The 26606-nt window shown below is 40.1% G+C and carries 22 protein-coding genes and 1 pseudogene; 12 read left to right on the forward strand and 11 right to left on the reverse strand.

What is annotated here, in order from left to right:
• The first annotated feature begins 14 nt into the window (after positions 1 to 14).
• Complete coding sequence (locus tag M1F05_RS15040; RefSeq protein ID WP_206082874.1) at positions 15 to 1289, forward strand: amidohydrolase; 1275 nt, start codon at positions 15 to 17, stop codon at positions 1287 to 1289.
• A 72-nt stretch (positions 1290 to 1361) separates the two neighbouring features.
• A complete protein-coding gene (locus M1F05_RS15045) occupies positions 1362 to 2411 on the forward strand; it encodes an asparaginase (protein WP_404462689.1) in 1050 nt (349 codons plus the stop codon).
• A 171-nt stretch (positions 2412 to 2582) separates the two neighbouring features.
• On the opposite strand, the gene M1F05_RS15050 is transcribed toward M1F05_RS15045, so the two are convergent.
• The 5 genes from M1F05_RS15050 to dpaL form a co-directional block, all read right to left on the reverse strand.
• On the reverse strand, positions 2583 to 3929 hold the full coding sequence (locus tag M1F05_RS15050) for a cytosine permease (RefSeq protein ID WP_206082876.1): 1347 nt from the start codon (positions 3927 to 3929) through the stop codon (positions 2583 to 2585).
• A gap of 27 nt (positions 3930 to 3956) precedes the next feature.
• On the reverse strand, positions 3957 to 5363 hold the full coding sequence (hydA, locus tag M1F05_RS15055; protein WP_206082877.1) for a dihydropyrimidinase: 1407 nt from the start codon (positions 5361 to 5363) through the stop codon (positions 3957 to 3959).
• Between the two features lie 70 nt (positions 5364 to 5433).
• Complete coding sequence (locus tag M1F05_RS15060) at positions 5434 to 7032, reverse strand: N-acyl-D-amino-acid deacylase family protein (protein WP_206082878.1); 1599 nt, start codon at positions 7030 to 7032, stop codon at positions 5434 to 5436.
• A 52-nt stretch (positions 7033 to 7084) separates the two neighbouring features.
• Positions 7085 to 8275 carry a YgeY family selenium metabolism-linked hydrolase gene (locus M1F05_RS15065; RefSeq protein ID WP_206082879.1) on the reverse strand — a complete coding sequence of 397 codons (1191 nt, stop codon included), beginning with the start codon at positions 8273 to 8275 and terminating at the stop codon, positions 7085 to 7087.
• A 14-nt stretch (positions 8276 to 8289) separates the two neighbouring features.
• Positions 8290 to 9507: a diaminopropionate ammonia-lyase gene (dpaL, locus tag M1F05_RS15070; protein ID WP_206082880.1), complete on the reverse strand. Its 1218-nt coding sequence runs from the start codon at positions 9505 to 9507 to the stop codon at positions 8290 to 8292.
• A gap of 347 nt (positions 9508 to 9854) precedes the next feature.
• On the opposite strand from dpaL, the gene M1F05_RS15075 reads away from it, so the two are divergent.
• Positions 9855 to 11609 (forward strand): sigma 54-interacting transcriptional regulator, encoded by a 1755-nt coding sequence (locus M1F05_RS15075; protein ID WP_206082881.1) that lies wholly within the window; start codon positions 9855 to 9857, stop codon positions 11607 to 11609.
• 271 nt (positions 11610 to 11880) lie between these two features.
• Positions 11881 to 13221, forward strand: a complete 1341-nt coding sequence (locus M1F05_RS15080; protein WP_206082882.1) for a 2-carboxy-D-arabinitol-1-phosphatase — start codon at positions 11881 to 11883, stop codon at positions 13219 to 13221.
• An 81-nt stretch (positions 13222 to 13302) separates the two neighbouring features.
• Here M1F05_RS15080 and M1F05_RS15085 read toward each other — a convergent pair whose 3' ends face one another.
• On the reverse strand, positions 13303 to 13518 hold the full coding sequence (locus M1F05_RS15085) for a YccJ family protein (RefSeq protein WP_047756975.1): 216 nt from the start codon (positions 13516 to 13518) through the stop codon (positions 13303 to 13305).
• A gap of 182 nt (positions 13519 to 13700) precedes the next feature.
• Between M1F05_RS15085 and rhaB the strand changes: the two genes are divergently transcribed.
• The 6 genes from rhaB (at position 13701) to rhaM (ending at position 19902) form a co-directional block, all read left to right on the forward strand.
• On the forward strand, positions 13701 to 15149 hold the full coding sequence (rhaB, locus tag M1F05_RS15090) for a rhamnulokinase (RefSeq protein WP_206082883.1): 1449 nt from the start codon (positions 13701 to 13703) through the stop codon (positions 15147 to 15149).
• Positions 15150 to 15193: 44 nt separating this feature from the next.
• Complete coding sequence (locus M1F05_RS15095) at positions 15194 to 16444, forward strand: L-rhamnose isomerase (protein ID WP_272573365.1); 1251 nt, start codon at positions 15194 to 15196, stop codon at positions 16442 to 16444.
• A gap of 10 nt (positions 16445 to 16454) precedes the next feature.
• Positions 16455 to 17276, forward strand: coding sequence for a rhamnulose-1-phosphate aldolase (gene rhaD / locus M1F05_RS15100; RefSeq protein WP_206082885.1), 822 nt, complete (start codon positions 16455 to 16457; stop codon positions 17274 to 17276).
• A 74-nt stretch (positions 17277 to 17350) separates the two neighbouring features.
• Positions 17351 to 18385, forward strand: a complete 1035-nt coding sequence (gene rhaT, locus M1F05_RS15105; RefSeq protein WP_318825873.1) for an L-rhamnose/proton symporter RhaT — start codon at positions 17351 to 17353, stop codon at positions 18383 to 18385.
• Between the two features lie 39 nt (positions 18386 to 18424).
• A complete protein-coding gene (gene fucO, locus M1F05_RS15110; RefSeq protein WP_206082887.1) occupies positions 18425 to 19576 on the forward strand; it encodes a lactaldehyde reductase in 1152 nt (383 codons plus the stop codon).
• A gap of 11 nt (positions 19577 to 19587) precedes the next feature.
• Entirely contained in the window at positions 19588 to 19902 is a 315-nt protein-coding gene (gene rhaM / locus M1F05_RS15115; RefSeq protein ID WP_206082888.1) for an L-rhamnose mutarotase, read from the forward strand.
• 33 nt (positions 19903 to 19935) lie between these two features.
• On the opposite strand, the gene M1F05_RS15120 is transcribed toward rhaM, so the two are convergent.
• The 3 genes from M1F05_RS15120 to M1F05_RS15130 form a co-directional block, all read right to left on the reverse strand.
• Positions 19936 to 20793, reverse strand: a complete 858-nt coding sequence (locus tag M1F05_RS15120) for a helix-turn-helix domain-containing protein (RefSeq protein WP_206082889.1) — start codon at positions 20791 to 20793, stop codon at positions 19936 to 19938.
• A 42-nt stretch (positions 20794 to 20835) separates the two neighbouring features.
• Positions 20836 to 21642, reverse strand: a complete 807-nt coding sequence (gene rhaS, locus M1F05_RS15125; protein WP_206082890.1) for an HTH-type transcriptional activator RhaS — start codon at positions 21640 to 21642, stop codon at positions 20836 to 20838.
• An 830-nt stretch (positions 21643 to 22472) separates the two neighbouring features.
• On the reverse strand, positions 22473 to 23663 hold the full coding sequence (locus tag M1F05_RS15130; protein ID WP_206082891.1) for a hypothetical protein: 1191 nt from the start codon (positions 23661 to 23663) through the stop codon (positions 22473 to 22475).
• A gap of 306 nt (positions 23664 to 23969) precedes the next feature.
• Between M1F05_RS15130 and M1F05_RS15135 the strand changes: the two genes are divergently transcribed.
• Both M1F05_RS15135 and M1F05_RS15140 read left to right on the forward strand, forming a co-directional pair.
• On the forward strand, positions 23970 to 24125 hold the full coding sequence (locus M1F05_RS15135; RefSeq protein WP_241016786.1) for an Arc family DNA-binding protein: 156 nt from the start codon (positions 23970 to 23972) through the stop codon (positions 24123 to 24125).
• A gap of 160 nt (positions 24126 to 24285) precedes the next feature.
• Positions 24286 to 24489 (forward strand): annotated as a pseudogene (locus M1F05_RS15140) (tyrosine-type recombinase/integrase); the annotation flags it as partial.
• 494 nt (positions 24490 to 24983) lie between these two features.
• Here the strand turns inward: M1F05_RS15140 and M1F05_RS15145 are convergent.
• A complete protein-coding gene (locus M1F05_RS15145; RefSeq protein ID WP_318825874.1) occupies positions 24984 to 25271 on the reverse strand; it encodes a hypothetical protein in 288 nt (95 codons plus the stop codon).
• An 816-nt stretch (positions 25272 to 26087) separates the two neighbouring features.
• The gene (locus tag M1F05_RS15150) at positions 26088 to 26276 is read right to left on the reverse strand and encodes a hypothetical protein (RefSeq protein ID WP_036960459.1); all 189 of its coding nucleotides are present in this window, start codon (positions 26274 to 26276) and stop codon (positions 26088 to 26090) included.
• Between the last annotated feature and the right edge of the window lie 330 nt (positions 26277 to 26606).

Below are 26606 nucleotides of genomic sequence, written 5' to 3' on the forward strand. Positions count from 1 at the left end.
AAAGGAAAACCAAAATGACTACAATAAATAATGCCTCATTAGTTGCATGGCGACGTGAATTTCACCGTTACCCAGAAACGGGTTGGGGGGAATTTTACACCACTGCCACCTTGATTAAACTACTGGAAGAAATGGGACACCACGTATTAACAGGCGAACAGATTATCAACCCTAGTTTTATTCGTGGACGTAACCCATCAATAGTTGAAAAAGCCAAACGCGCAGCCAAAGAGCGTGGCGTAGATGATTCACTACTCGCAAGAATCGGTGACTATACAGGTTGCGCGGTGATCTTCGATACAGGGCGCCCTGGCCCAACGGTTGCATTTCGTTTTGATATTGACTGCGTCAATGTGCAAGAAACTGATACGGCAGAACATATTCCAAACCAAGAAGGCTTTAATTCTACCAACCCAGGTTATATGCACGCTTGCGGCCACGATGGGCACATGGCTATCGGTCTCGGAGTCGCAAAATGGTTGATTGAAAATAAAGATAGCCCACTGAAAGGCGTGATTAAACTTATTTTCCAACCCGCAGAAGAAGGCGTACGAGGGGCAAAACCTATCGCCGAAAGTGGTATTCTCGATGATGTTGATTATTTTGCTTGTGGTCATCTTGGTTGTGATGTCCCGAGTGGCGTAATTGTCGCTGCACCTGAACGTTATCTTTCTACATTAAAAATGGATCTGCGCTTTAAAGGTAAAGCCGCGCACGCAGGAATGGAGCCACATGCAGGCAAAAATGCGTTACTCGCCGCCTGTAACGCAACAATTCAAATTCTAAGCCTACCAACTCACGGTGAAGGAATGACTCGCGCTAATGTCGGAGTATTAAATGCAGGAGAAGGCCGCAATGTGATCCCTTCATACGCGCAAATGCAAATTGAAGTACGTGGCGAAAATGAAAAAATCAACAATTACATGACAGAAGAGGCTTTAAGACGTGCCCGCGGAGTTGCACTCAGTTTTGATGTTGAACTCGAAACTGAGGTCATGGGGGAAGCCGTTGATTTCATTCCTGACGATGAAATGACTGACTATATAACCGAAGTAGCCCAAACCATCCCAGCGGTAGAAAAAGTACAACGTACAATGAATTTTAATGGCAGTGATGATGCCACTCTATTGATTAAACGCGTACAAGCCCATGGTGGAAAGGCGGCTTATTTTGTGATTGGCTCAGACATCAAAGCTGGCCACCATCAAGCCAAATTTGATATTGATGAAAATCAGCTATTCACTGGCTTTTCAATCTTTACAGGGTTACTACAACGCTTATCCGTATAAAAACAGCAAATCAATATAAGCCAATTATAAAACCTTATAGCGGATGATGTTATAAGGTTTTTTTAAGGAAATATGATGAAAAAGACATTATTAAATACATTACTTTCTAGTTTGATTTTATATACCTCTGTTTCACTAGCTGCTGGTGCTATTAAACCCAACGTTACCATTTTAGCCACTGGGGGAACCATCGCAGGAAGCTCAAAATCCAACCTTGATACCACCGACTATAAAGCGGGCTCACTGGGTATTGATGTGTTAATCAATGCTGTGCCGGAGATCAATGATGTTGCTATCGTCAAAGGTGAACAAATTTCTAACACTATCAGTGGCAATATCAGCAGCGAAATCCTATTAAACCTCAGTAAACGCGTTAATCATTTACTAAATGAAGGAAAACAACAAGGCATCGTTATCACTCATGGGACTGATACAATTGAAGAAACAGCCTTCTTCTTAGATTTAACCACTCAAAATGAGCAGCCTATCGTTATTGTCGGAGCCATGAGACCAGCAACTGCCATCAGTGCGGATGGCCCAATGAATCTGCTTGAAGGTGTTGTACTTGCTGCGGATAAGAAAGCTAAAAATCGCGGCGTCATGGTCGTTTTAAATGATCGTATTGGTTCTGCTTTTTATACCACCAAAGCAAACTCAACTACCCCTGATGCATTTAAATCTTATGAACCTGGCTATCTTGGTGTCTTTGTCAGCGGAAAACCTAAATTTTACTATACCCCTGCCCAACCCGTTGATCGTACTTTTTTCGATGTCAGTAAGGTAGATAAACTCCCTAATGTCGAAATTATTTATGCATACCAAGACCAGACCCCCGCTATGCTTGATGCTGCTATCAACAACGGAGCAAAAGGAATTATTGTTGCGGGAAGTGGTAATGGAAATGTATCGAGTAACATGGAGGAGGCAATTAAGCAGCTCAGTGATAAAGGTATTCCTGTTGTGATGGCAACCCGAACAGGCTCTGGCTATGTGAGTAGTAAATCATTTGCCATAGGTTCTGGCTTTTTAAATCCACAAAAATCTCGCATTCTATTGCAGCTCGCACTTGCAACTGGTGCCGACCTTAAGCAAATATCGAATTACTTTGATAGCCAGCGTTAAAACCATTACTATTTTACGATTAATAGGCGCCTCTAATATAGGCGCCTTTTTATTTATTAATAACTTTAATTCTTAATTAAATTAAATGTAAAAATTAAAACATAACTCACCAGCCATTTAATTAAATGGATATTAATTTGATTATTAGAAATACGTTTTCTATCTAAATTTTTAAAGACTTTCTTTTTTTGCTAATAGGTAGTAAATAATTGCTGTAATCGGAAATGCAATAAAGAATGCAAAATTATAGCCTATCATACCTGAGATCAATCCAATCACTAGCGCAGTAATCCCTGGTTTTCGCCAGTTAGGAATATCATCACTGTATAGATTCTCTAAATTAAGATGGCATTTACGAATAAGGTAATAATGCACTAACATAATCGCCAATATAGGGGCGAGTATTGCAGAGAAAATCATTTGTACGTAATCAAGATAACTTAATAATAACCATGGCATCATTAGAATACTAATCAACCCAACTAGCCATGTCGCTTTCGCAAAAGTTAATTTAGGAAAAAAATTAAGCATGATCAATGTTGCGGGGAAAATATTCGCACAAGTATTTACTGTCCATTGCGCAAACACAATAATAATACAACTAACAATTAATATACTCGAGTTATCAGCAAAAGCAATTTGCAACATACCAATTGGATTGTCACTTTTCGTAAGATAAGCACTAATTAATCCTGCGAGAGTCAATAATAACCCCGTACCAACGAATCCGAGTCCAAAGCAAAATATAGTGCGCTTATTACGTGAAAAGAAGCTGTTTGAACTTGTGTTTTCAGGTAGTTTTAACTTTCTGGTTAAGTCGCTACCATTTAGTGCTTCAGATAACCATCCTCCACTAAATATAGCGATAACAGTAACAAAGCTAAACCCAGTCCCTTCTAATGGTGAAGCGGTTATAACCTCTGGTAACGAAATTTGATGTTCTTGCAATAACCAAACGACTAACGACACCAATCCACATGCAAGAATAGGTACTGCTAACGTTCCAAACTTACTCATGCTATCCACATTACGACTTGCATTAAATAACTGCAAAGACGCATAAGTAATAAATATCACCCAGAACATTGAAATTCCTGTGACAATTTCAATAATCGCATTAATCGCTTGTGTTCCTAAAAATAAAATCACACCACACCATGTTAAACAGACAATGGCTCGACATATCGCCCCAATTTTCGCCCCTTGTTTTCCTAAACAGTCGCGAATAAAAATAGTGAAAGGAACGCCATAGCGTGTTCCGATATCACCCGTTAACGTAATTAAAATAGTGACTAATAAAAACCCCAAAAAACATGCCATCAATACTTCTATTGGGGAATATCCTCCTCTTAAAAGTACTTGAGCGGGGATCACTAAGCCAACAACATTAATTACCATTGACGAGCAAAGTACGAGTAAATCACGTGTTTTTAAGGTTCTATCCTTTTCCTGTGTTGGCAAGAGTTCTTCATTGGCTTTAGCAAGCAATTCCTGTGAAATATTCTGTCCATTATTCATGAGTTTAGCCTCATCTTTATTGTCGTTTTAGTTTAATTTCAAAATACGTTTAATAAATTTCCCTTGTCCTTTACTTCCCATAAAGGTGTTGTTATCCATAATAATTTCACCACGTAAAAGAGTTGTTTTTACCTTTCCTTTCGCTTTATATCCTTCATGTAGGCTATAGCCAGCACCACTGTGTAAGTTATTGGCTGAAATAATCCATTCCTCATTCGGATCAAAAATGACAATATCAGCATCAGCTCCTGGCAATAGCGTCCCTTTTTGTGGATAGCACCCCATGGTTTTCGCAATGTTAGTGCTGCATAATGCAACAGCGTGGTTCATCGTGATTTTTCCACTTGCCACCCCCTCAGTTACCATCAAGTTAAATCGGATTTCGAGACCAGATAACCCATTAACAACTTTAGTAAAATCAGGAATGATTTTGCCGTTTTCATCACGCTGTAAAGCCTTTTCTTTTTCCTCTCGAGTAAAAGTACAATCATCGGAGCCTATCAAGGTGATCGTACCGTTCTTAATGCCATCCCAAAGTTCATCCCGCTCTTTACGAGTACGCAATGGAGGCGAGCAAATCGCTAAATGTCCATTGTCAACATCATCATAAAGTTCATCGAAAAGTGTCAGATAATGAGGACCCGTTTCGATATACAGCTTTTGACCGCGCTCTTGTGCTTGCTGTGCAATATCAAGACAAGGGCCATTTGTGGTATGAACAATAAGAAGAGGAACTCCAACTGATTCAGCAAGTTTAGCCACACGACCAAAAGCTTCTGTTTCACAAATAACGGGTTTACTATTGGCAAAATCACGCCAAGTCAGTGTGTTATTTTTGATGCACTCATCCACCGCGGTTTCTGCTATCGCATTACTTTCCGCATGGATCAATGGCATACAATTATTTTCTTTTGCGCGTTTGAAGACCTGCATCAGTGTCATATCATCTGCCATCACACCTTCTTTACGGTAGGTCATAAATAACTTAAATGTTGGGCACCCTTTTGCTGCAAGATGTGGGATCTCATCTAATAACTGTTCGTTCGCTTCAACAAATTTGCCATGAACACTAAAATCAATTGCAGATTCAGTCATTTCCTCAATACGGTCATCTAGAGCCTGAAGGACACTTGAACCTTTCCAAGTATTGGTAAAATCCATATAAGTGGTAACACCCGCAAACGCGGCACAAATACTTTGCTGATAAAAAGTTAGTTGCGGGGAAATCCCTTGAAATGGAGCCTGTGTGTGCATATGAGCATCAATTAAACCTGGTAGAACTAATCGGCCTTGTGCATCAATTTCCTTTTGGCATTCAGCAGATTCGTCAGGGCCAAGTAAAGCCGCGATTTTGCCATTTTTAATTGCCAGATCGGCGCGAACAGTGCCCTCTTCAAGAACCAATTGCCCATTTCTAATAATTGTGTCAAACATAACTATCTCCAACGATTCTTATGTCACAACACAGCGAAAAAGAGGCTGTGTTGCAGCTATTATTGATTGATCAACTCAGCGTTCCTTTCCGTAAAACTTGCCCACTACAGGCATAACTTTCAATATGATTAAACAGCGCAATTCGGCCATTAACCATCACAAGCTCGATACCATCAGGGTATTGATTAGGTTCAACAAAAGTACCTTTATCTGTAATGGTCTGTGGGTCTAACATCACGATGTCAGCTTGGTAACCTTCTTTAAGTAATCCCCTGTCGGTTAAGCCTAAAACCTCTGCAGGTTTACCCGTCATTTTGCGAATGGCAGCTTCCCAAGTTAAGCAAGCTTCTTCTCGTACATACTTCCCAAGCACTCGAGGAAATGCCCCAAAAACACGGGGATGGGGCTTACCAGCCCCCATTAAGCCGTCCGTACAAACATTCTGCTCTGGCCGACACAGGAATTTAATCACATGATCTTCTGTCCCATAAAAGTCCACCATTCCAACTGCGTTATCTTCCTCATATAACAGGTCAAAAGTGGCGTTATAAGGGTCTTTACCGCGTAATTCGCCAAGCTGAACTAAGTTTAAGCCCACTGCATCTTGGTTTTTCTGTTGCTTCACACTGGTAATGAAAATTTGATCTAACCCTGCGAAATCAATGAAGTTATCCCACCCAGGGATTCCTTTTTCTATATCGTCAATCATGCGTTGGCGTAATTCAGAAGATTTCAGGCGTTCGAGTAGTTTTTCCGTGCCACCTGCATGCACCCACGGTGGTAAAATCACCCCTAGCATGGTGCTACCTGCAACATAAGGGTATTGGTCGAAAGAAATACGGATCCCTTCTTGCTGTGCTTTTTCAAGCATCGATAGCATTTCATCGATCAGCGGCCAGTTTTTCTTACCGCACACTTTCATATGGGAAATATGGAGCCAAACTCCAGATGCATGAGCAATATCAATAAGTTCTTGAGTAGACTGAATGATGTCATCCGCTTCACTACGCTGATGAACCACAAAAATACCATTATATTTGGCTGTCACTTTGCAAAGTTCGGTAATCTCAGCGGTATCGCCAAATGCACAAGGCATATAGATAAGGCCAGTGGATAGTCCATAAGCTCCCGCTTGTAACTCTCGTTCAAGAATCTGGCACATTTTGGCGACATCTTCCTGCGTCGATGCCTTACCATCCAATCCCATCGCTTCCATACGAATATTACCGTGGGGAACAAGGTAAGCGAGGTTCGTGGCACTTCCTCGCGACTCTAACATGTTGAGATACCCCTCCGTATTCTTGAAATGCCAGTCTATCTCATCAGAGTCACCATCAAGACCAGCAATATTTTTACGCCACGCTGAAATATATTGTTCAGGCAAAGGTGCCAATGCGACGCCGTCTTGTCCCAACAGCTCAGTCGTGATCCCTTGGCGAATTTTGGCGGAAACTGCGGGGTTTAATAACACCGATAAATCAGAGTGAGTGTGTGTATCAATAAAACCAGGGCAAATAATTTTCCCAGATGCATCAATAACTTGGTCCTGAGTGTTGGCGCAAATATCGCCGATTTGAATAATTTTACCTTCATTAACAAGTAAGTCGCCGTGATACTGGCTTTCCCCCGTACCGTCAATGATGGTGGCATTTTTAAATAATGTTTTCATTGTTCTCTTCCTTTATTGATGCCTTAGTAATCACAAAGGCATCAACTGGTAACTATTTGTTATTATTGTAAATATTTGAAATTATGCTGTAGTAACCTTTGGCTGAGCCTGTTAATTGATCTATCTCGATATATTCATCAATGGTATGCGCCAAATTCTCTCTCGAAGGCCCAAAACCAATCGTTGGAATATTAGCTTCCCCCGCATAATGGCTACCATTAGTGCAGAATGAATATTGTGTAACTGTTGGGTCGAGGCCGACTTTTTTGAGGCCTAATAATGCATGCTGAACAAAGTTATCCGATTCGTCTAAGACCCAGCCAGGGAAGAAACGCTCTCCCTCAATCGTATTGCCGGTATAACAAGATTCTGTTCCATAGGCATAAGATACTCGCGCCTTAAACTCAGGATCAGACTGTGTTATTTCATCTAACGCTTTTTGGATAGGTTGGAGCACACTCTCTTTGCTCTCACCGACTAATAACCTGCGGTCATAAGTCGCACGGCAATATTCAGGAACAACTGATGCCCCTGGATATGGAGACGATTTAATGTCTGTTAATTCAAGTATTCCTAACCCAAGAACTGGGTGAATGGTAGGGGGAAGCATTCTAATTTTTTCAATCAATGTAGCCATTTTATAGACCGCATTAATACCCGCTTGTGGGTTTGCAGAATGAGCAGGTTTCCCAAATGTTTCTAACACGACTTCAGCTCGGCCACGTTGACCTATTTTCAAATTAAGTTCTGAGGCCTCACCGATAACTACATAATCAGGATGATATTTATCAGTAACTAGCCGTGCAGCAACGCCTTCAAAGCACTCCTCATGTACAATACAAGCAACATAAATTTTCCCTGCAAACTCACGCAGATGGTCTTGACCAAAAAAGCCAACCGCTGAAATCATAGCAGCAACCGCACCTTTCATATCGGTCGTACCACGGCCATAAATTTTGCCGTCTTTGATTTCTCCGCCAAATGGATCTTGCGTCCATTGGCTTTCATCGACTGGAACAGTATCAATATGTCCATCAAAAACCAGCGTTTTCCCAGGGTATTTCCCTACAATCCCACCAATAATATTGCCGTATCTATCAATATGAATGTCATCAAATTCATACTCTTCCATCATGGATTTAATAACGTTGACAACATTACCCTCTTCACCGGAGTAACTTTTTTCGCGAACTAAAGCCTGACAGTTTGTGATAACTTCGTTAAAACGACTTTCTGAAAACATATTTTTCACCCCGATTAAAATTGACCAAAACTTGGGAACTCACCATCCCAAACAATATCCCGATAACGTTGAATATCCGTGTCGCCCTCAGTACTGATCACCAAAATGCGTGAATTTTCATTCAGCTCCAGCTCGTTGCGCACGTCAGCATAATTTTCAGACTGCATTAGAATAGAAAGTAACCCTGTCGTGACCGCACCTGACTCACCCGAAACAATTGGAGGATCAGTCGGTAATGGATTGCCTAATATCCGCATCCCTCGCGTTGCGACAAAATCGGGGCAAGAGAAGAAAGCATCAGCGTAGTCTCGTAATAATTGCCAACCGGTAATATTGGCTTCACCACATGCCAACCCAGCCATAACTGTTTGTAAATCACCGCCAACAGGGATCGCATCTTCATTTTCAGCAACCGCTGAACGGTAAAGGCAATCCGCAATTTGAGCCTCAGCAATAATTACTTTTGGTCTATCTTCTCCATAAAGCCCCGTTAACATCCCCTGCACCATGCCAGCAAATGAGCCAACACCTGCTTGAACAAAAACGTGAGTCGGTTTCACTTTATGTAACTGGGACAAAGCTTCAAACATTAGCGTGCTGTAGCCTTGCATAATCCACTGAGGGATCTTTTCATAGCCAGCCCAAGCGGTATCTTGCACCACCACCCAGCCATATTTCTCTGCCATTTCGGCAGTCATACGTACCGCATCGTCATAATTCATATCGACAATTTCTGCTGTCGCACCTTCATTCAAAATGGCATCTAAGCGTTCCTGAGAAGAACCTTTAGGCATATAAACCACTGATTTTTGTTTAAGTTGGCGTGCCATCCACGCCACACCTCGCCCATGGTTGCCATCCGTCGTAGTGGCGAAAGTAATGCCATTTAATTGTTCTCTAACCTCATTGCTGACCATGACGTTATAAGGAAGCTCAGAGATATCTTTCCCCAACTCTTCGGCAATATGGCAGGCCATTGCATAGGCGCCACCTAATGCCTTGAATGCCTTGAGGCCAAAGCGTTGAGACTCATCTTTTAAGTAAATCTGTCCAACTTTTAATGACTTGGCGAGCACAGGTAAATGATAGAGTGGTGTTGGTGCATACTCAGGAATTGAGCGGTGAAATTGCCACGCTTTATGTAATTCAGCTTCCGAAAAAGAGGCAAGGTTCGCCGTCGGTTTCTGCTTAAAACGGCTGTGATTAATGTAGTATTTTAATTGCTCCTGCATGGAAAACCTCATGAACTTATTATTAATAAACAAGACAATTAAGTCTTAATAAAAAATAGGTTTACAACTTAGGTAGCAATACACATGCCAAGATCGCCATTTACGTATAATTATAATGAGGGAATAATGTAATTAGTTGATACAAAACATAATTTAAAATAAACAATATAGAATTATTTTTAATAAATTTGAGATCATTGATTTACCTCATTGATAAATTATCAAATATGATAAATAGTGTGATGGCGGTATATAAATAATTTAATACATTGATTTATAAATATATTAATAATTATCACTTCAATTAAATTTATTAATATTTATCAATCTTGATAATAAGGAAAAAAATGACATCCATTCTGAGTACTATCCAAAATGAAATTTGCCATTATGCAGAAGCCATTTCTGGCGTGACTGGAACAGATGTCGAAATTATTGATGAATATCTGATCCGTATTGCAGGAACAGGTTATTACAAACACATGCTTAATCAAAACGTTTCACGTAACGGCTACATTTATCGTCATGTTTTACGAGTACAAGAAACCGTATTAATTAAAGATCCAGGGGAAAATAATCTCTGTCATCTATGTGAAAATCGAGAAACTTGTACGGAAGAATTAGACCTTAACGCACCGATTTTTTTAAATGGCAAAGTCATCGGGGTCATTGGTATTATTTGCTCGACTAAACAACAGCGAGCCGTATTACTTCAGCAACTCAATAAATTCATCACATTCATCGAACAGATTGCTGAAATGATATCGAGTAAGGTCTTTGAGTGTCTTGAACGCTTGAGAGCCCAAGAATCTTTACATGCATTTCGACGATTGATTGATGCCATGGATAGAGGCGTGATAGCAATTGATAGCCAACAAAAAATTTGGCATACCAACCGCTCTGCATCCCGCTTTTTTAATAAAGATATTATAGGCCTGTCACTGTCCTTTGAGCTAACAGGGGATATTTTATATGGTGATGAAGAAGCATGGCTAGAATTAGAAGGCCAGCGCTATCATGTACTCTGTCGTAATGTCACTTTTACTTCACTGGAAAATGATACGTTAACCATGATCATTTTTCAGGATGCCCGTGATTACATTACTCATGTCAATCAATCATCCGTTGAAATCAGCGAAGTCCCTTCCCAGTTAATCGGTAATTCATTAACCATGATGAACCTTAAACAAACCATCAAGAAGGTTGCTATCAGCCATGCAAACGTGCTGATCACGGGAGAAAGTGGCTCAGGAAAAGAAGTTGTCGCTTATGCTCTACATGCACAAAGTGCTCGACATGATCAGCCCTTTGTCACCATAAACTGTGCTGCAATACCAGAGCAACTCCTAGAAAGCGAACTCTTTGGCTATATCAGAGGTGCATTCACTGGAGCGGATCCCAAAGGGCGTATAGGTAAGTTTGAATTAGCTCATGGGGGAAGCCTATTCCTCGATGAAATTGGTGATATGCCTTTGTTATTACAGGCTAAATTACTGCGCGTTTTACAAGATAAAACCATCACCCGAGTTGGCTCAAATAACCAAATACCTACCGATGTCCGCATTATTGCAGCCACAAACAAAAATTTATTAGAGATGGTCGAGAACAAAACGTTTAGAGAAGACCTATATTACCGATTAAATGTTGTGCCAATCCCTGTTCCTGCATTGCGGGAGCATCGTGAAGATATTGCTGATTTAGCAAAGTATTTTTCTGACCAATTTTCAATACAATATGATAGAGAAAAGCAAAAGATCCCTGATACAGTAATGAATTATTTATATGGCTATCATTGGCCAGGTAACATACGTGAACTGCGCAATGTCATCGAGTATATTTATGTCATGCAAGGCGATCTGCCTGAAATGAACCATAGCCATTTGCCTGAGTATATTACAAAAACAAATTCATCTGTAGAATCATTAGGCTACATCACAAAAACCGCCGCAGTACCTACGCACCATTATGAAAAAGAGACCATACAACACGTACTTGAAAAAACGGGTTACTCCATGAACGGAAAGAAAGAAGCGGCACAAATATTAGGTTTAAGTATTGCAACACTGTATCGCCGATTAAAAAAATACGATATCACCAGCTGATATTCATTTTGGGTGCGCATGTTGCCTTCTTCCCCTTTACGCCAATCTGTTTCACTTATCTAAAAACAATCACAAAATGAACAGTCTTTTTGTGATGACCATCTTACCCACTTTGGTTTTTTCGCCAATTTCAAGAATATCTGGCAAAAAAATACAATTAATCCTAATTCATTTTACTTAGATTAGGAGCGCCAATTTATTTTTAATCAATTGGTAGACAGGTTAATTATGCCACTAAGAATGGCATCATAAATAAATTATAGGTGCAAACATGAAAAGAATTAAAACTAAGATTCTCTTGTTATTTTATATACTTATTTCAATAATCTCCAACAGTGCTTTAGCCACATCAGATAACGATGCCCTTTATTTTTACCTTGTTAGACATGGGCAAACTTATTCAAATATTAAAGAAATGACCATTGGCGGAGGTGGTAATGCTCAGCTCACAGCCAAAGGACGCTATGATGCACGTAGCCTTGGTTTAGGTCTAGAAGATGTCAATTTTATTGCTGGATATAGCAGTACATTAGGTCGAGCCCATGAAACTGCCAGTAATATTTTAACTGGCCGTAATATGGATATTATTGAGATTGAGAACCTAAAAGATATATCTTGGGGTAACGCTGAAGGTGGTAGAATTGATGACTTAACGAGCCAATACGGCCATTCTGGTAATGAATTTGAATACTATTTTGGTCACTATAAGGACAAAAACTTCAAATCTATCGTCAACACTGAAAACATGTATGATTTTTCTCAACGCTTCGAGTCTGCATTATTGGATATTGCTAATCGCCATAAAAATGAAACAGGTAATATTTTAGCCGTTGGCCACTCATCAATGGCATTTTATTTGCAAAAATACCGTCAAGATCAACCATTATCAGGGTTAAGCAATACTGCCGTTTCGGTATTAAAATATAAAGATGGGCAATTTACTCTTCTCGACTTTAATAATACGGATTATTTAAAATCAGGTTATGCAAAACAAGAGAAACTTCTGCCTCTTGAAATCTCGATTGTCATCAACCCAATGACTATTTTAAATGATGCCAATATAATGGAAGGTACCTCAGACTCCGATCTCAGTAAATCAGGTGTTGCGGCGGTTAACCAATTGAAACAACACATTAACCCTACTGACTATTTTGCGGTTTATAGCAGCACATTAAATAGAGCCAAATATACTGCAAACCACTTATTTGAAAATAGCCCCCTACCAATCCAAATTAATCGTAATTTAGATGAAATTTTCCTTGGCCTTTGGGAAGCAGAGAAAATCAGCACATTAGAAAAAGAACCTGAAGGCCAGTTTGCCAAGCTACATTCAGGGACAAATGTGTTGAGCTTTGAATCCCCAGTCGATGGTGAAACTGGGGCTATTGCAGCCTACCGATTAGAAAGCTTACTCAGAGATATTGGTATCCAAAATGAATTCCATACAGGAAAAGTGATGGTGGTTACTCACCCGATTATTTTCAGTGCATTTTTAAATAAAGTTCAGCCAGAGTACCAATTCATCCCTAAAAAAGACTTACAACTGATTACCCTGCAATATAAAAATGAAAAATTCAGTGTCAAAAATATCCAGTCTTTTAATGGTAAATAAGAGAAATTAACACCTTATAATCGCCAATAAAAAACCTCGCCATTGCGAGATTTTTATCTCTTCAGAAAAGCTCAAAACGAATTATACATTTTTCCTTTCGATAGTTTCTTCCCCCCAATATAGCCTATCCGCGGTGGTCTTCGAAAAAGCAAGAGGTAAAACCTCATCAGAGCCTTCTTCCCAAATTTGTTCCGCTAGCACTTCATCATTATTCGCTAATTCAAAAATAGCTTGAGCAATTTCAATTGAGGTTTCTCTAACTTTAGCCCATTCGGCTATATGGTGAGGATCTTTCATTATTCGCTCCTGATTCAATGGTTCTGATAAAAATACTCATATATTTCAACTCTGTGAATAAGATCACTGTGACTTTAAATATATTGCCATTTTTCCTTTTTAGTGGCGCTCCATTAAACGCGCTCATTGTTCACTCTCTCTAGTATATGACTATAAGTTAAGTAATAGAGATAAAAAAAGTCATGAATATTCGCCATGTTGTTGCTATTGATTTAGGCGCATCTAGCGGTCGTGTCATGTTGGCTTGCTATGATGTGCATAATAAAAAATTATCGTTAGATGAAATTCATCGTTTTACAAACCATTTGATCACTGAAGGTGAACATTGTTATTGGGATCTGGATGATCTTGAGGCTCAGATACTGATTGGCTTACATCGTGTAGAGCAATCTGGTATCAATATTGACAGCATTGGCATCGACACTTGGGGGGTTGATTATGTCCTCCTTGACCGTGATGGGGCTACCGTTGGTCGTCATTTTTCCTACCGTGATAACCGTACTCAAGGTGTCATGGAACAAGTTCAAGCCGATCTAGGTGTGCAGAGCATCTACCAAAAAACTGGGATCCAATTCCTCCCTTTCAATACTTTATACCAATTGAAGTCCTTACAACAATCACACCCTCAATGGCTGGAACAAGCGCATCATTTATTGTTGATCCCTGATTATTTGTCATACCGCTTAACTGGGAAAATCAACCATGAATATACCAATATCTCCACCAGCCAAATGATTAACCTGCAAACGGGCGATTGGGATGATGAATTAGTCGAGTATTTACAGTTGCCACGCCGTTTATTAGGTGAAATCAAGCAACCAGGTAATACCATTGGCTATTGGCACACACCCAAAGGCCAAAAAATCCCCGTGATTGCTGTGGCAAGCCATGACACTGCCAGCGCTGTCATTGCGGCACCGATAACCGATAGCCATGGTGCCTATTTAAGTTCAGGAACATGGTCATTAATGGGCCTCGAGCGCACATCCCCTTGTACTTGTGAAAACGCATTTTCTGCCAACATTACCAATGAAGGTGGGATTAATGGTCACTACCGTGTTCTAAAAAATATTATGGGGCTATGGTTATTCCAACGCATTTGCCTTGAGCACAATGTGCAAGATATTTGCAGTCTCATTACCTCGGCAGAAGCAATTCCAGCATTCACGTATCTGATCAACCCCAACGATAACCGGTTCTTGAACCCAGAGTCGATGAGCCAAGCCATTAAAGAGGCTTGTCGGGAAAACCAACAACCCGTCCCAAATACTGTCGCTGAGCTAGCTCGCTGTATTTTCGACAGTTTAGCGCTGCTTTATCGTCAAGTATTTCTTGAATTACAACAGGTTAATCATTCCCCATTACAACAGCTGCATATCGTCGGTGGTGGCAGCCAAAATGCTCTACTTAACCAATTATGCGCCAACACTTGCGAAGTTCCTGTGAGTGCAGGACCGGTTGAAGCCTCCACCTTAGGCAATATTGGGTATCAGTTGATTGCCCTAAACACCATTCCAGATGTCCCCACTCTGCGCTCCATTATTGCGCAAAATACTGAACTTTGTTGGTTTCAACCTCAAAGCATCGCACTGGATGAACCTTGGAAACGATTTAAAACCATTACGGGCTAACTCAGGTTATTAACCGTATATCGATAAGTTATAAGGAAAATTTCATGTCTAATTACAAAGAAAGTTATCTTATTGCCAAACAACGTTTTGCTGACCTTGGTATTGATACTGAACTAGCGATGCAAGCTATGGCTGACTTGCCTGTATCGATGCATTGCTGGCAGGGAGATGACGTAGCCGGCTTTGAAAAATCAGCAACCGCTTTAAGCGGCGGTATTCAAGCTACAGGTAATTACCCCGGCAAAGCGACTAATGCGATTGAATTACGTGCAGATATGGATAAAGCAATGAGCTTAATTCCAGGCCCTAAACGCGTTAACTTGCATGCTCTTTATCTCGAAGCAGATACTGCCGTTGAACGTAATGAAATTGAACCTCGCCATTTTGCCAATTGGGTTGATTGGGCGAAAAAAAACCATATCGCACTCGATTTTAACCCTTCTTACTTTTCCCATCCGCTCAGTAGCGAAGCAACTCTTACTCATAGCAATAAAGAAATTAGAGACTACTGGATTGGCCACGGACAAGCTTGCCGCCGTATTTCTGCATATTTTGGTGAGTCATTAAACAGCGCTTCCGTGATGAATATTTGGATCCCTGACGGCATGAAAGATCTCCCTATTGACCGCTATGCCCCTCGTCAACGCTTAGTCGAGTCATTGGATGAAATTATCAGTGAAAAAATTGATATTAAATATCATATCGATGCCGTCGAAAGTAAATTATTCGGTATTGGCGCAGAATCTTACACCGCAGGCTCCAGTGAGTTTTATCTGGGCTATGCCATCACACGTAAAACCGCTTTATGTTTAGATGCAGGGCACTTCCATCCAACCGAAGTCATTTCGGATAAAATTTCAGCGGTCATTCCTTATGTTGAACGTCTACTGCTGCACGTCAGTCGCCCTGTACGTTGGGACAGTGACCACGTCATTTTGTTAGATGATGAGACTCAAGCCATTGCCAATGAAATCATTCGCCATAACTTAAAAAATCGTGTGCATATTGGCCTCGATTTCTTTGATGCATCGATTAACCGTATTGCCGCTTGGGTCATTGGGACTCGAAATATGAAAAAAGCGTTACTACGCGCCTTACTTGAACCAACAGCAAGACTACGCCAACTCGAAATTGAAGGGGACTTCACGGCTCGTCTTGCGCTATTAGAAGAACAAAAATGCCTGCCATGGCAAGCGGTTTGGGATGAATATTGCGAACGCAACAATGTTCCTGTCGGCGAAAAATGGTTAGATGAAGTTAAACAATACGAAAAATCAACATTATTAACACGTTAAGGTGAATTGTATGCAAGATATTCTGACATCTTGGTTTGTTCAAGGAATGATAAAAGCCACCAGCGATATGTGGCTCAAAGGCTGGGATGAACGTAATGGCGGTAATGTGAGCTTACGACTCACCGAAGACGATGTTTCGCCATTTAAACACACTTTTCACGCTGACCCACGTTATATCGAAGCGACAGAGCCAGTTAAAGAGCTCGCAAACCAATATTTTATTGTTACAGGCTCTGGTAAGTTTTTCCGTAACGTTGCCTTAGACCCCGCAGATAACTTAGGTCTGGTTCGTATCGATAGCGAAGGCCAGGGTTACCACATTGTTTGGGGCTTTGTGAATGGTGCAATACCAACCTCTGAATTTGCTGCACACTTTCAATCGCATATCACACGTATGCAAGCCACTAATGGCACTAACCGCGTCATCATGCACTGTCATGCAACTAACATCATTGCATTAAGTTATGTTTTACCGCTCGATAGTGCATCCATCACTCGTCATTTATGGGAAATGAGTACCGAATGTTTGGTAGTTTTCCCTGATGGTATTGGTGTGCTGCCATGGATGGTCCCCGGCACAGATGGTATCGGTTTAGAAACAGCGGAACAAATGAAACAACATGGCTTAGTACTTTGGCCATTCCACGGTATTTTTGGCTCTGGCCCAACTTTAGATGATGCTTTTGGTTTAATTGATACCGCAGAAAAATCTGCGGAGATATTGGTAAAAGTTCTCTCCATGGGTGGTAAAAAACAAACTATTTCAACAGAAAATCTGATTGCGCTTGCCAAGCGATTTAATGTCACACCAATGTCTGATGCATTGAAATAAAACCTGTTTCTCTGTGGATACCCCTTTCCTTCCACAGAGAAATTAAAACGATAATAAACAGAGAGGAATAGTTCATGGGCAGTGGAATTTTACTCGGTATTTTTTGGCATTTTGTCGGCGCAGCTTCAGCTGCCTGCTTTTACGCACCATTAAAGAAAGTTAAAAACTGGTCATGGGAAACGATGTGGTCCATTGCCGGTATTTTTTCGTGGATTATTTTACCTTGGACCATCAGTTATATTTTACTTCCTGACTTTTGGGCCTATTACAACTCTTTCAGTGCAAGTATTCTGATCCCTGTATTTTTATTTGGCGCCATGTGGGGGGGTGGTAATATTGGTTATGGCTTGACCATGCGCTATTTAGGTATGTCAATGGGGATTGGGATTGCCATTGGTATTACACTCATCGTTGGTACCTTGATGACCCCTATTATTCAAGGCACATTTGGCGAGTTGATTGCCTCGACTGGCGGAAAACTAACGATTCTTGGTGTCTTAGTGGCTGTTCTAGGGGTTGCTATCGTTTCCTATGCTGGGTTACTGAAAGAAAAGGCGACCGGAGTGCAAGCTGAAGAGTTTAACCTGAAAAAAGGCTTATTACTGGCAGTCATGTGCGGTATTTTCTCAGCCGGTATGTCATTCGCCATGAGTGCAGCCGTCCCTATGCACGAAGCTTCCGCTGCCCTCGGAGTTTCTTCTCTTTATGTCGCATTACCAAGTTACGTCATCATCATGGGCGGCGGCGCATTAATCAACTTAGGCTATTGTTTTATTAGGCTTATTTACCGCCAAGATATCTCTTTCAAATCAGATATCTCTGTCCCCAAAGCCCTACTCGTCAGCAATATTTTATTTGCCATTTTGGGTGGTGGTATGTGGTACTTCCAATTCTTCTTCTACGCATGGGGACACGCCAATATCCCATCACAATACGGCTTTATGAGCTGGATGCTACATATGAGTTTTTATGTTCTGTGTGGCGGTATTGTGGGGTTAGCCCTAAAAGAATGGAAAGGCACTGGCAGAAAACCTGTCCGAATTTTATGTTTAGGCTGCTTAGTGATTATCTTAGCTGCAAACATTGTTGGCTTGGGAATGGCAGCATAACGTAACGACTTTTTATTTTAATCGATCGGGAGGTCAGCGATGACCCATAGAATGATACTCAATGAAACCTCATACTTTGGCGAGGGAGCTATTAATCACCTTGTAGAGGAAATTCAAAAACGCCAATTTAACAAAGCACTGATTGTTACAGATGCGGATCTAGTTAAATTTAATGTTGTCAGTAAAGTCACCCAATTATTAGATAACGCTAAATTAGACTACGCCATTTATGATGCCGTTATTCCTAACCCAACCATCGATACGGTCCAACAAGGACTAGAATACTTCAAACAATCTAATGCAGATTATCTTATCGCTATCGGTGGTGGTTCTCCACAAGACACCGCCAAAGCGATTGGGATTATTATCAATAATCCACAATATGAAGATGTGGTGAGCTTAGAAGGTGTCGCTCCTACCCAAAACCCAGCGGTTCCAATTATCGCCATCCCAACTACCGCTGGAACCGCGGCTGAAGTCACGATTAACTATGTCATCACGGACAACAAACTGTGCCGTAAATTTGTGTGTGTTGACCCCCATTGTATCCCTGTGGTTGCGATTATTGACCCTTCAATGATGGCATCTATGCCCGCTAGCCTAAAAGCCGCTACTGGCGTTGATGCCCTCACTCATGCCATTGAAGGCTATATCACGAAAGGAGCTTGGGCACTTACCGATGCTCTGCATCTTAAATCCATAGAGTTGATCAGCAATTCGTTACGGCAATCCGTTAAGGGCGACCCGCACGGCGTTGAAACAATGGCTCTCGCACAATATATGGCTGGAATGGGCTTCTCTAACGTTGGATTAGGGTTGGTTCATGGTATGGCTCACCCACTTGGGGCGTTTTACAATACACCTCATGGCGTCGCCAATGCCATTTTATTGCCCCATATCATGGCGTATAACGCAAATTATACAGGGGAAAAATACCGCGATATCGCCCGTGCAATGGGCGTAAAAAATATAGACTCCCTACCACTTCAAAAAGCCAGAGATACCGCCATTGCAGCTGTCTTTGCGCTAAACAAAGACGTTGGTATTCCTGAAAAACTGCGTGAAATCGGCATGAAACCAGAAGATATTCCCTCCCTTGCTCAAGCCGCCTTTGATGATGTGTGTACTGGGGGTAATCCACGTGACGCAACATTAGAGGATATCGCTGAATTATATCAAGCGATTTATTAGAGGACAGTATCATGATAAAAAAAGCATTTGTGATGCAAGTTGCTCCTAACGCCCACCAAGAATACCAGCGCCGACACGATGAAATTTGGCCTGAATTAGTGCTTACACTCAAAGAACACGGTGCACATCACTATTCTATTTTCTTAGATAACAAGCGAAATTTATTGTTCGCCTATGTGGAAATTGAATCACAAGAACGCTGGGATAGTGTTGCACAAACGGAAGTATGCCAAAAATGGTGGAAATATATGTCGGATATTATGCCGTCAAATCCTGACAACAGCCCTATCAGTGATGAGTTAAGAACGGTATTTTATTTAGACTAATCCCCCCAGACAGTGCTAGCCTTTGGCTAGCACTTACCTCAATTTATTTTTCTGTAAAAAACAGCGTCGATATGCACTTGCGGTCATATTCATTTTTCTATGGAAAACACTCGAAAAATAATTACTATCCTCATAACCACATTGCCCAGCGATTTCACTGATCGACAATGAAGTACTACGTAATAATAATGCCGCTTGGCATAAACGTAGTTGTTGCAGATATTCCATTACCGTCATTCCTGTTTTCGACTTGAATAAACGCTGTAATGAACGAGCAGACACCTGATTTTCCTGAGCAAACTTATCTAATGAAAATGGCGTATTGATACTTAGATTTAAACGGTTTATTAACTGATCCAGTTGATGTAATAAGCTTATTGGCACTTGGTCTGGCTGATACCGTAAACGATAAATATAAATTGCCAGTTGTAAGAATAACCCTTCGCAAAGATGAATGGATGGGATATCAGGTTTTTGGCACTCTAATGCCATTTTTTCAATAATTGGCGTTAAAGTCGATAAACTTGAAGGCGGTAATTTCCAATGCCGAGATATTATCGGCTCATGGCTTAATGGTACATACTGTTCGATAGATTGTTTTATGAGAAACTCATTAGGCTTGTATAATATATTAACTAGCTTTAAATTATTTACAGAGTGATAGCCATGATAATCCTCCGCATTAATATAAAACAGATCTCCACAAGTAATTGGGTAATCAGAACCATTCCAATGATGTAAACCATTTCCTGAAAAAACAATAACAAACTCATTAAAATCATGACGATGAATAATAAAATCTTCCTGAGAATCTCGCTTTTCTATCGTCACAGTATTTTCAGGCCGAATAAAATAATCACCGCTGTTGAGAGACAGAATTTTTTGTATCATGGCCACCTCAGAAAAGAATATGGATGATCATGACGATCTTTGTTAATTGCTACAATGACGCAAGTCACGAGGTGTGAAATTATACTCGCTTTTAAAACACGTCGAAAAATACGCACTATCATTAAAACCATTTTCCAACGCAATATCCGTAATGGTTTTATCCGAAAAACGGATTTGATAATAAGCTTCTGATAACCGCAATTTTATTAAGTAATTTTGTGGCGATATACCTAAGTTATTTTTCATATAGCGATGAAAAGTCCGCAACGAGACCGAAAACTGAGTCGTTAAACTTTCCCAATCAATTTCTTCCGTAAAGTTTGCATTCAACCAGCGTAGCATTTGGATAATCCGTTGTTCATTATTCCCTTCACCTACATAGTTATAACGCCCCTCTTGCAGATTAACAATTAACTGCAAAAAAAGGCTCTCAGTATACGCAAGGTCAGAATCACTTTCATGGAGTTTAACGATGATCTGTTGCGCTCTATTGTAATGCTCTTTATTTAATAGCCAATGGGAAATGTTTTTTTCAGTATCCGCAGGGAAAAAATGACTGATATTATTTAAATAAGTAAAGCTGGAGTCTGAACGATATAACACGTTAGTTAAATTGAGATTAGAGACATTATCAAATAAGTGATAATCGCTGGATTTAATATAACACACCATACCTGGGCATAATGTATAAGGCCGCCCATTAAGTATATGTAGACCAATGCCCTGAGTTACCAAAAAAATCTCACTAAAATCATGTGTATGTTCAGGAAAAATAGGCTGAGGCACTCTTGGTTCAACCGTAATGTGCTGCTGTGGTGTGATAAAAAAATCTTCGCTATAGAGTTTCATGAAAGATCTCCGAGTAAACACTCCTCCCCCGTAGAACCTACCATGGACTTACTTATCATTCATTAGCCCATCGTAAATACCCTTATATCCCTATTCTAGCGTTCTCATCTAAAATCACCTTGAAATTACTACCAAGCAATCACAAGTTATTGGCTATATTTTCAAGAGTTCATCAAATAAATGTGCAAAATGTGACCTTGAATACACAAAGGCGACTTCATCTAAGATCGCAGTTTTGCAAAAGGGGACAATCACCAGCTAGTTAACTATCTGACTTATCAAAATAGGATTGGTTATCAATAAGCTGTAATCACATGAAAACATAACATTGTGTTTTCACTTTTCGAAATGGTGGCCTATGGCTTAGATGAGTGTAGAATTAATACTTTATAATCAGTCAATTACAGTCTATCTCAGTGTTCAAAAGCTACAAAGAAGATAAAGTAATTCAAAGTTGTTTAAAGTCGTTCAATCATATTCAAACTTGAACGTCACAACCACGTCCTATCATTCCCCTCTCATTTTTTGTATCACAATTTCGGCATAGCTCGTCACAGTAAATTAAACCTAGTAGTTAACAACGTACATATACTTAATTGATGATATATTAAATATCCCTTTAACTTCTAAAATATTGTCGTTACGTATCACTGCATCACCAAACCCGCCGAATCTAATATCAATTGCAATTGAGCACATCGTCCCCCTTCAACACAGGCAGCACATCGAAATTTGTCGTGTTTACTGGTGATAAAATTTCGCACTTCATCTGGTATTTAAACCAAAAACAGCCACTAAGGACTGTTTTAGTTTTATGTCATAGGCCGTGGTTACTCAATAAGAAAATTGACATCTAAACTTCCTCTATAACCCCCTGGTGCTATTTCCCCATTAACACATAAAGCAAAGTTTAGCCCTTGAATAAAATTTTTCCCTACCGTGCTATAAACTTGCTTGCTCTCTGTATATTTAATGGCCTGCGACGAGTCGGTAGTACAAACTTCATTACCTTTTGCTGCCGTTCCTACTGATGTAGCGATATAGGGCAAATCACCAGAATGGCCATCTAACGATTCTAATACCATGCCCGTTTGATTTCCGCTCACCAAAGCGTTATTTGGCTTAACAGACATGAAGTATTTACCTGTATTTGGGCAGCTTACATTAATTTGAGCAAGGGCATTCGCTAAATTTTTCGGGCTTGGATAGGTCCCCGCTAGCTGAGAACCAAAATTAATTTTAGTATTTGTAATTGGAGCAACTTTACATGTATCTACTGCAAATACACCTAAATCTTGATACTCATTAATGAATGTAGCATTCGATTGATTAACTGAAAAACCATCACCAGGGCCATCACGATGCGCCATGATTAACCTATCATCTGCAAAATAACGACCTTTTTTTAGTGGTTGAGGTGCATACGCAGAATAGCTCGTAATAATGCCTGTGAACTGCATAGGAGCAACTGAAGAATCTTGAATCCTATTAGCTAAATAGCCACTCACTCCGCTTTGAGGTTCCAGTCCAAAATTTAATGGATTTGGAAGCGAAGAACCAATAGGTACATGATACATTCTATCTGATGATGTCATTTTTGAGTTTTTCAGCGTAAAGGAAGCGCCTTCCCACATATAACCTGAATTTGCGTCACCAATAACTTTATACCGCAAATATTTCACACTAAATGTGCCATTTATCAGCAAGATTATTCTATTATTTTTGTCAAATTCATTAACTAGCGTAACGCCATATGCCCCTTCAGGTGGATAATAGGTGTATTCCCAGTTAGGGCTTCCTCCCTTCTTCCATGTTATCAATTCAATAAATGGGAAATTTGGATTGATCCTACTTGTTCCTGCTCGCTCTTGAAAATTAACCACCCTCAAAGGCGGTGAAACCTCTCCCAGATAACCTGTAGCTCCAACAGAAACGCGCAAATTATCTCCATACGAAACAGGAGCAAGCGCACTCATAGCGAGTACAGTCACACACACAAAATAACGTATTATCTTATTCATACCTTGCACCATAATTTTTAATCATTTTAAGTTGCATTAATCATATAACCCTTTTATTTATCTGAGTATGAAATACACGCATAAATTGTAACCAGAAATTACTCACACTAAGAGTTTAAAAGGAATTAAATGTCATCAATTGATTAAAAGTAGTGCATGTACTAAAAATAACAACTCTAATAAATAAATCTAACTTAACTCTCTTACCCATTAATAGACTGTGGGTATACACAGTAATACCTACTTAGTACGCATTGATACCTAAAAAACACCTATCTAGAATGAGAGTTTTTGAGGATAGGTGGCATGGAAAGAAAATATAAGCATCCGCAGATTAACCTCAGATTACTGACTGATTTAAAAGATAAAATTCAAGAGTTAGCTGAATGTAATAATCGGTCAGCAAATCAAAAAAATGGTCACAGCTATCGAATATTGGATATTGCGTCATTCTCATGTTGAAGTTTTAACGATTTCCGATGCGGCTGAGCTCATATTCCAACTTGAACGAGAGATGGAAGTCGTTAAGGAAAAATTAGGGATTAAGAAGTAGTCCCCACTATTGAGGGCTTTCTCTCACTCACGATAGTATTGATTTTTACGTCATTTGCGGCACACATGAGCGAGTTGGCTAATTCAGTCTGGCGTCCTACTTTCAGTTCTGCAAGAAATGGGCGGATGGGAGAGCATAGAAATGGTCAGAAGGTATGCACATCTTGCACCTAATCATTTAAGTGAGCACGCGAGACATATTGACACTATTTTTGATGATAACGACACAATTACGACACAAGGAGGAAATCAGGCAGGATTAAAATTAGCATAACTCATTGATTTTAAATGGTACCCCTACAGGATTCAATATAAATACATAATACACTGATTATAAACGCATTAAATTCATTCAATTTCGTATCATGCCCCCAATTATGCCCCCTTTTTATTTTGTGACTCAAAAATTAAGAGGTTCAGGCTTCAGTATTCCCAATGCCACCAGCATTGCATAAATATCATCAATGGCAATTTTATTGCAGATAATGAAACACCAACCAGAAATAACCTTACCCGTCTTTTCACGACTCCGTTTCAAACGGAACTGTAAAATTAACACTTGTGAGATTTAAATGACGGCAGTGATTATTTGCGCACCTCAATATGAGGTGTACAAAATAGAATAGGTAGGCTGGTGGACTTATTCGAACTGCCCCGATATTTTCGGGTTAGTTAAAGGTAGGCAACTAATTGTGGGTTAGCTTAAAGAGGTGAAATGCCCTCTTTAGATTTTTCGATTTCAAATCGACTTATTGATACTAACATTTACTAACCAGTAACTATCTGCGCCCCTGTTAGCTGATAACCATTAAACCATTCATAACGACCTGTAGCAGTTACTTTGTTTCCTTTCTGGCAGGTCATTAGCTCCAGCGCGTTAATATCGAATGCCACTATCTTTAATGGGTACGGGCTACGCTTGTCACTCTCAACCTGAATAGTCATTGTGGCCATAACTTTACCTGTGGCTGTTTTAACTCGCTCAGGGGCTTTTATTACCGTTCCTGATGAGGTGATCCTGATTGATTTTGCTTTTCTCATTTCTGGTTTATTCATCTTGATACCATCACAATATAAGCCAGTGGTTAAAATATAATGCTAGTGGGACTCTGGAAGATCGGATAATAATTCTAATTTCTAGGGGTGATCTAAACGTTAATTTATCCATGATGATACGGGATAATCCCGTATGTAGATATAAGCTGTTGATTATACTTAATTCCGTTAAATCGACGGAATCAAAATATAACTGATTGATAACATTTAATTCTGTCACAAAACCAGATTAACGCTCATTGGTCATCGTTTCAGTGACCAATGGTAATAGATGGCAACTCATTGTTTTTATTAAAAGTGGTCACAGTGACCTCTCGCCTTGCCACAACTCATTGATGTAACTACAAACGGTCAATTTGACCTCCTGAAATCTTAGCGTAACCTTAGTGTTAGTTTCCATTTGCTAAAGCGCGCTTTCACTGGAAACCATTGTGGAAACCTCCCCGTAACATCCCCGTTTAACCTTGCCGTAGTTCGTTATTGTCGCGACCTATCTTTCCCTCATTAGTGAGGGCAACATCAATTTTAAAATATTGCGGTAACATTTATTTTGGTTCCCTCATCAATGAGGGTAGCATAGTTTAAGTTATTGATATTTATTCAGAGTGATTATTTGCACTGTGGGATTAATCACCATCGGTAACCATTCCTGAGTGGTTACTTTTGGTGGTTACCAGAGTGGTTACTTTTATCTCATGGCCATGATTAGAATATTGCCAGCCAGTGACGAGCCTCCAATTTCAGAGCCTCATGACTCCTTAATCTCAAGGAGTCCTATTCGACCGCCTTAAGTGCCCTTGATTTCAAGGCAACCTATCATCGTTTCGGTGCTGGCTTAGTCCATTGGTAGGTTGGTGCTGTCATTCTGCGTCTGTGACGCTCTTTAGCCTGTATTGTCTGGGCTACACCTGTTCTAATTGCCAGCCTATCGCGTCCGTTAAGTGATTGCCCTTGCTGGTGGGCTAACTCCATCATAACGGCTTCTATTGCTTCACGTTGTAACATGGCTATACCTCAAAGGTGTTGTGATTATAGCTATACCTTGGTTGTGCTGAATTGGAACAATCAAAGCCCATCAATCCACTAGCATAAAACATGCTGTTTTGCTGGCAGCCAGAGTGGCAACCGTCAAAATGGCAACCACGCTCACAGGTTAAAATACGCTATCTCATGGCGAACCCAAAGTGACGGTCTCGGATAAATCAATAGGTTATGTTTTACAGTGGCAACCAAGTTATATCCGTCAAGACTAGTCAAAACTTATTCCCCTTGTTTTGCTGCGTACCATTCTGCGTACTTTTCCATAACATCATGATTTTATTTAATTATAGCGAA

Origin of the sequence: Providencia sp. PROV252, from assembly GCF_033676005.1 — a bacterium.
Lineage (GTDB): Bacteria > Pseudomonadota > Gammaproteobacteria > Enterobacterales > Enterobacteriaceae > Providencia > Providencia vermicola.

Excerpts from the sequence above, each read along its gene's own strand:
- M1F05_RS15040 (WP_206082874.1), top strand. The coding sequence starts at position 15 with ATGACTACAATAAATAATGCCTCATTAGTTGCATGGCGACGTGAATTT.
- M1F05_RS15045 (WP_404462689.1), top strand. The coding sequence starts at position 1,362 with ATGATGAAAAAGACATTATTAAATACATTACTTTCTAGTTTGATTTTA.
- M1F05_RS15050 (WP_206082876.1), bottom strand. The coding sequence starts at position 3,929 with ATGAATAATGGACAGAATATTTCACAGGAATTGCTTGCTAAAGCCAAT.
- hydA (WP_206082877.1), bottom strand. The coding sequence starts at position 5,363 with ATGTTTGACACAATTATTAGAAATGGGCAATTGGTTCTTGAAGAGGGC.
- M1F05_RS15060 (WP_206082878.1), bottom strand. The coding sequence starts at position 7,032 with ATGAAAACATTATTTAAAAATGCCACCATCATTGACGGTACGGGGGAA.
- M1F05_RS15065 (WP_206082879.1), bottom strand. The coding sequence starts at position 8,275 with ATGTTTTCAGAAAGTCGTTTTAACGAAGTTATCACAAACTGTCAGGCT.
- dpaL (WP_206082880.1), bottom strand. The coding sequence starts at position 9,507 with ATGCAGGAGCAATTAAAATACTACATTAATCACAGCCGTTTTAAGCAG.
- M1F05_RS15075 (WP_206082881.1), top strand. The coding sequence starts at position 9,855 with ATGACATCCATTCTGAGTACTATCCAAAATGAAATTTGCCATTATGCA.
- M1F05_RS15080 (WP_206082882.1), top strand. The coding sequence starts at position 11,881 with ATGAAAAGAATTAAAACTAAGATTCTCTTGTTATTTTATATACTTATT.
- M1F05_RS15085 (WP_047756975.1), bottom strand. The coding sequence starts at position 13,518 with ATGAAAGATCCTCACCATATAGCCGAATGGGCTAAAGTTAGAGAAACC.
- rhaB (WP_206082883.1), top strand. The coding sequence starts at position 13,701 with ATGAATATTCGCCATGTTGTTGCTATTGATTTAGGCGCATCTAGCGGT.
- M1F05_RS15095 (WP_272573365.1), top strand. The coding sequence starts at position 15,194 with ATGTCTAATTACAAAGAAAGTTATCTTATTGCCAAACAACGTTTTGCT.
- rhaD (WP_206082885.1), top strand. The coding sequence starts at position 16,455 with ATGCAAGATATTCTGACATCTTGGTTTGTTCAAGGAATGATAAAAGCC.
- rhaT (WP_318825873.1), top strand. The coding sequence starts at position 17,351 with ATGGGCAGTGGAATTTTACTCGGTATTTTTTGGCATTTTGTCGGCGCA.
- fucO (WP_206082887.1), top strand. The coding sequence starts at position 18,425 with ATGACCCATAGAATGATACTCAATGAAACCTCATACTTTGGCGAGGGA.
- rhaM (WP_206082888.1), top strand. The coding sequence starts at position 19,588 with ATGATAAAAAAAGCATTTGTGATGCAAGTTGCTCCTAACGCCCACCAA.
- M1F05_RS15120 (WP_206082889.1), bottom strand. The coding sequence starts at position 20,793 with ATGATACAAAAAATTCTGTCTCTCAACAGCGGTGATTATTTTATTCGG.
- rhaS (WP_206082890.1), bottom strand. The coding sequence starts at position 21,642 with ATGAAACTCTATAGCGAAGATTTTTTTATCACACCACAGCAGCACATT.
- M1F05_RS15130 (WP_206082891.1), bottom strand. The coding sequence starts at position 23,663 with ATGAATAAGATAATACGTTATTTTGTGTGTGTGACTGTACTCGCTATG.
- M1F05_RS15135 (WP_241016786.1), top strand. The coding sequence starts at position 23,970 with ATGGAAAGAAAATATAAGCATCCGCAGATTAACCTCAGATTACTGACT.
- M1F05_RS15145 (WP_318825874.1), bottom strand. The coding sequence starts at position 25,271 with ATGAATAAACCAGAAATGAGAAAAGCAAAATCAATCAGGATCACCTCA.
- M1F05_RS15150 (WP_036960459.1), bottom strand. The coding sequence starts at position 26,276 with ATGTTACAACGTGAAGCAATAGAAGCCGTTATGATGGAGTTAGCCCAC.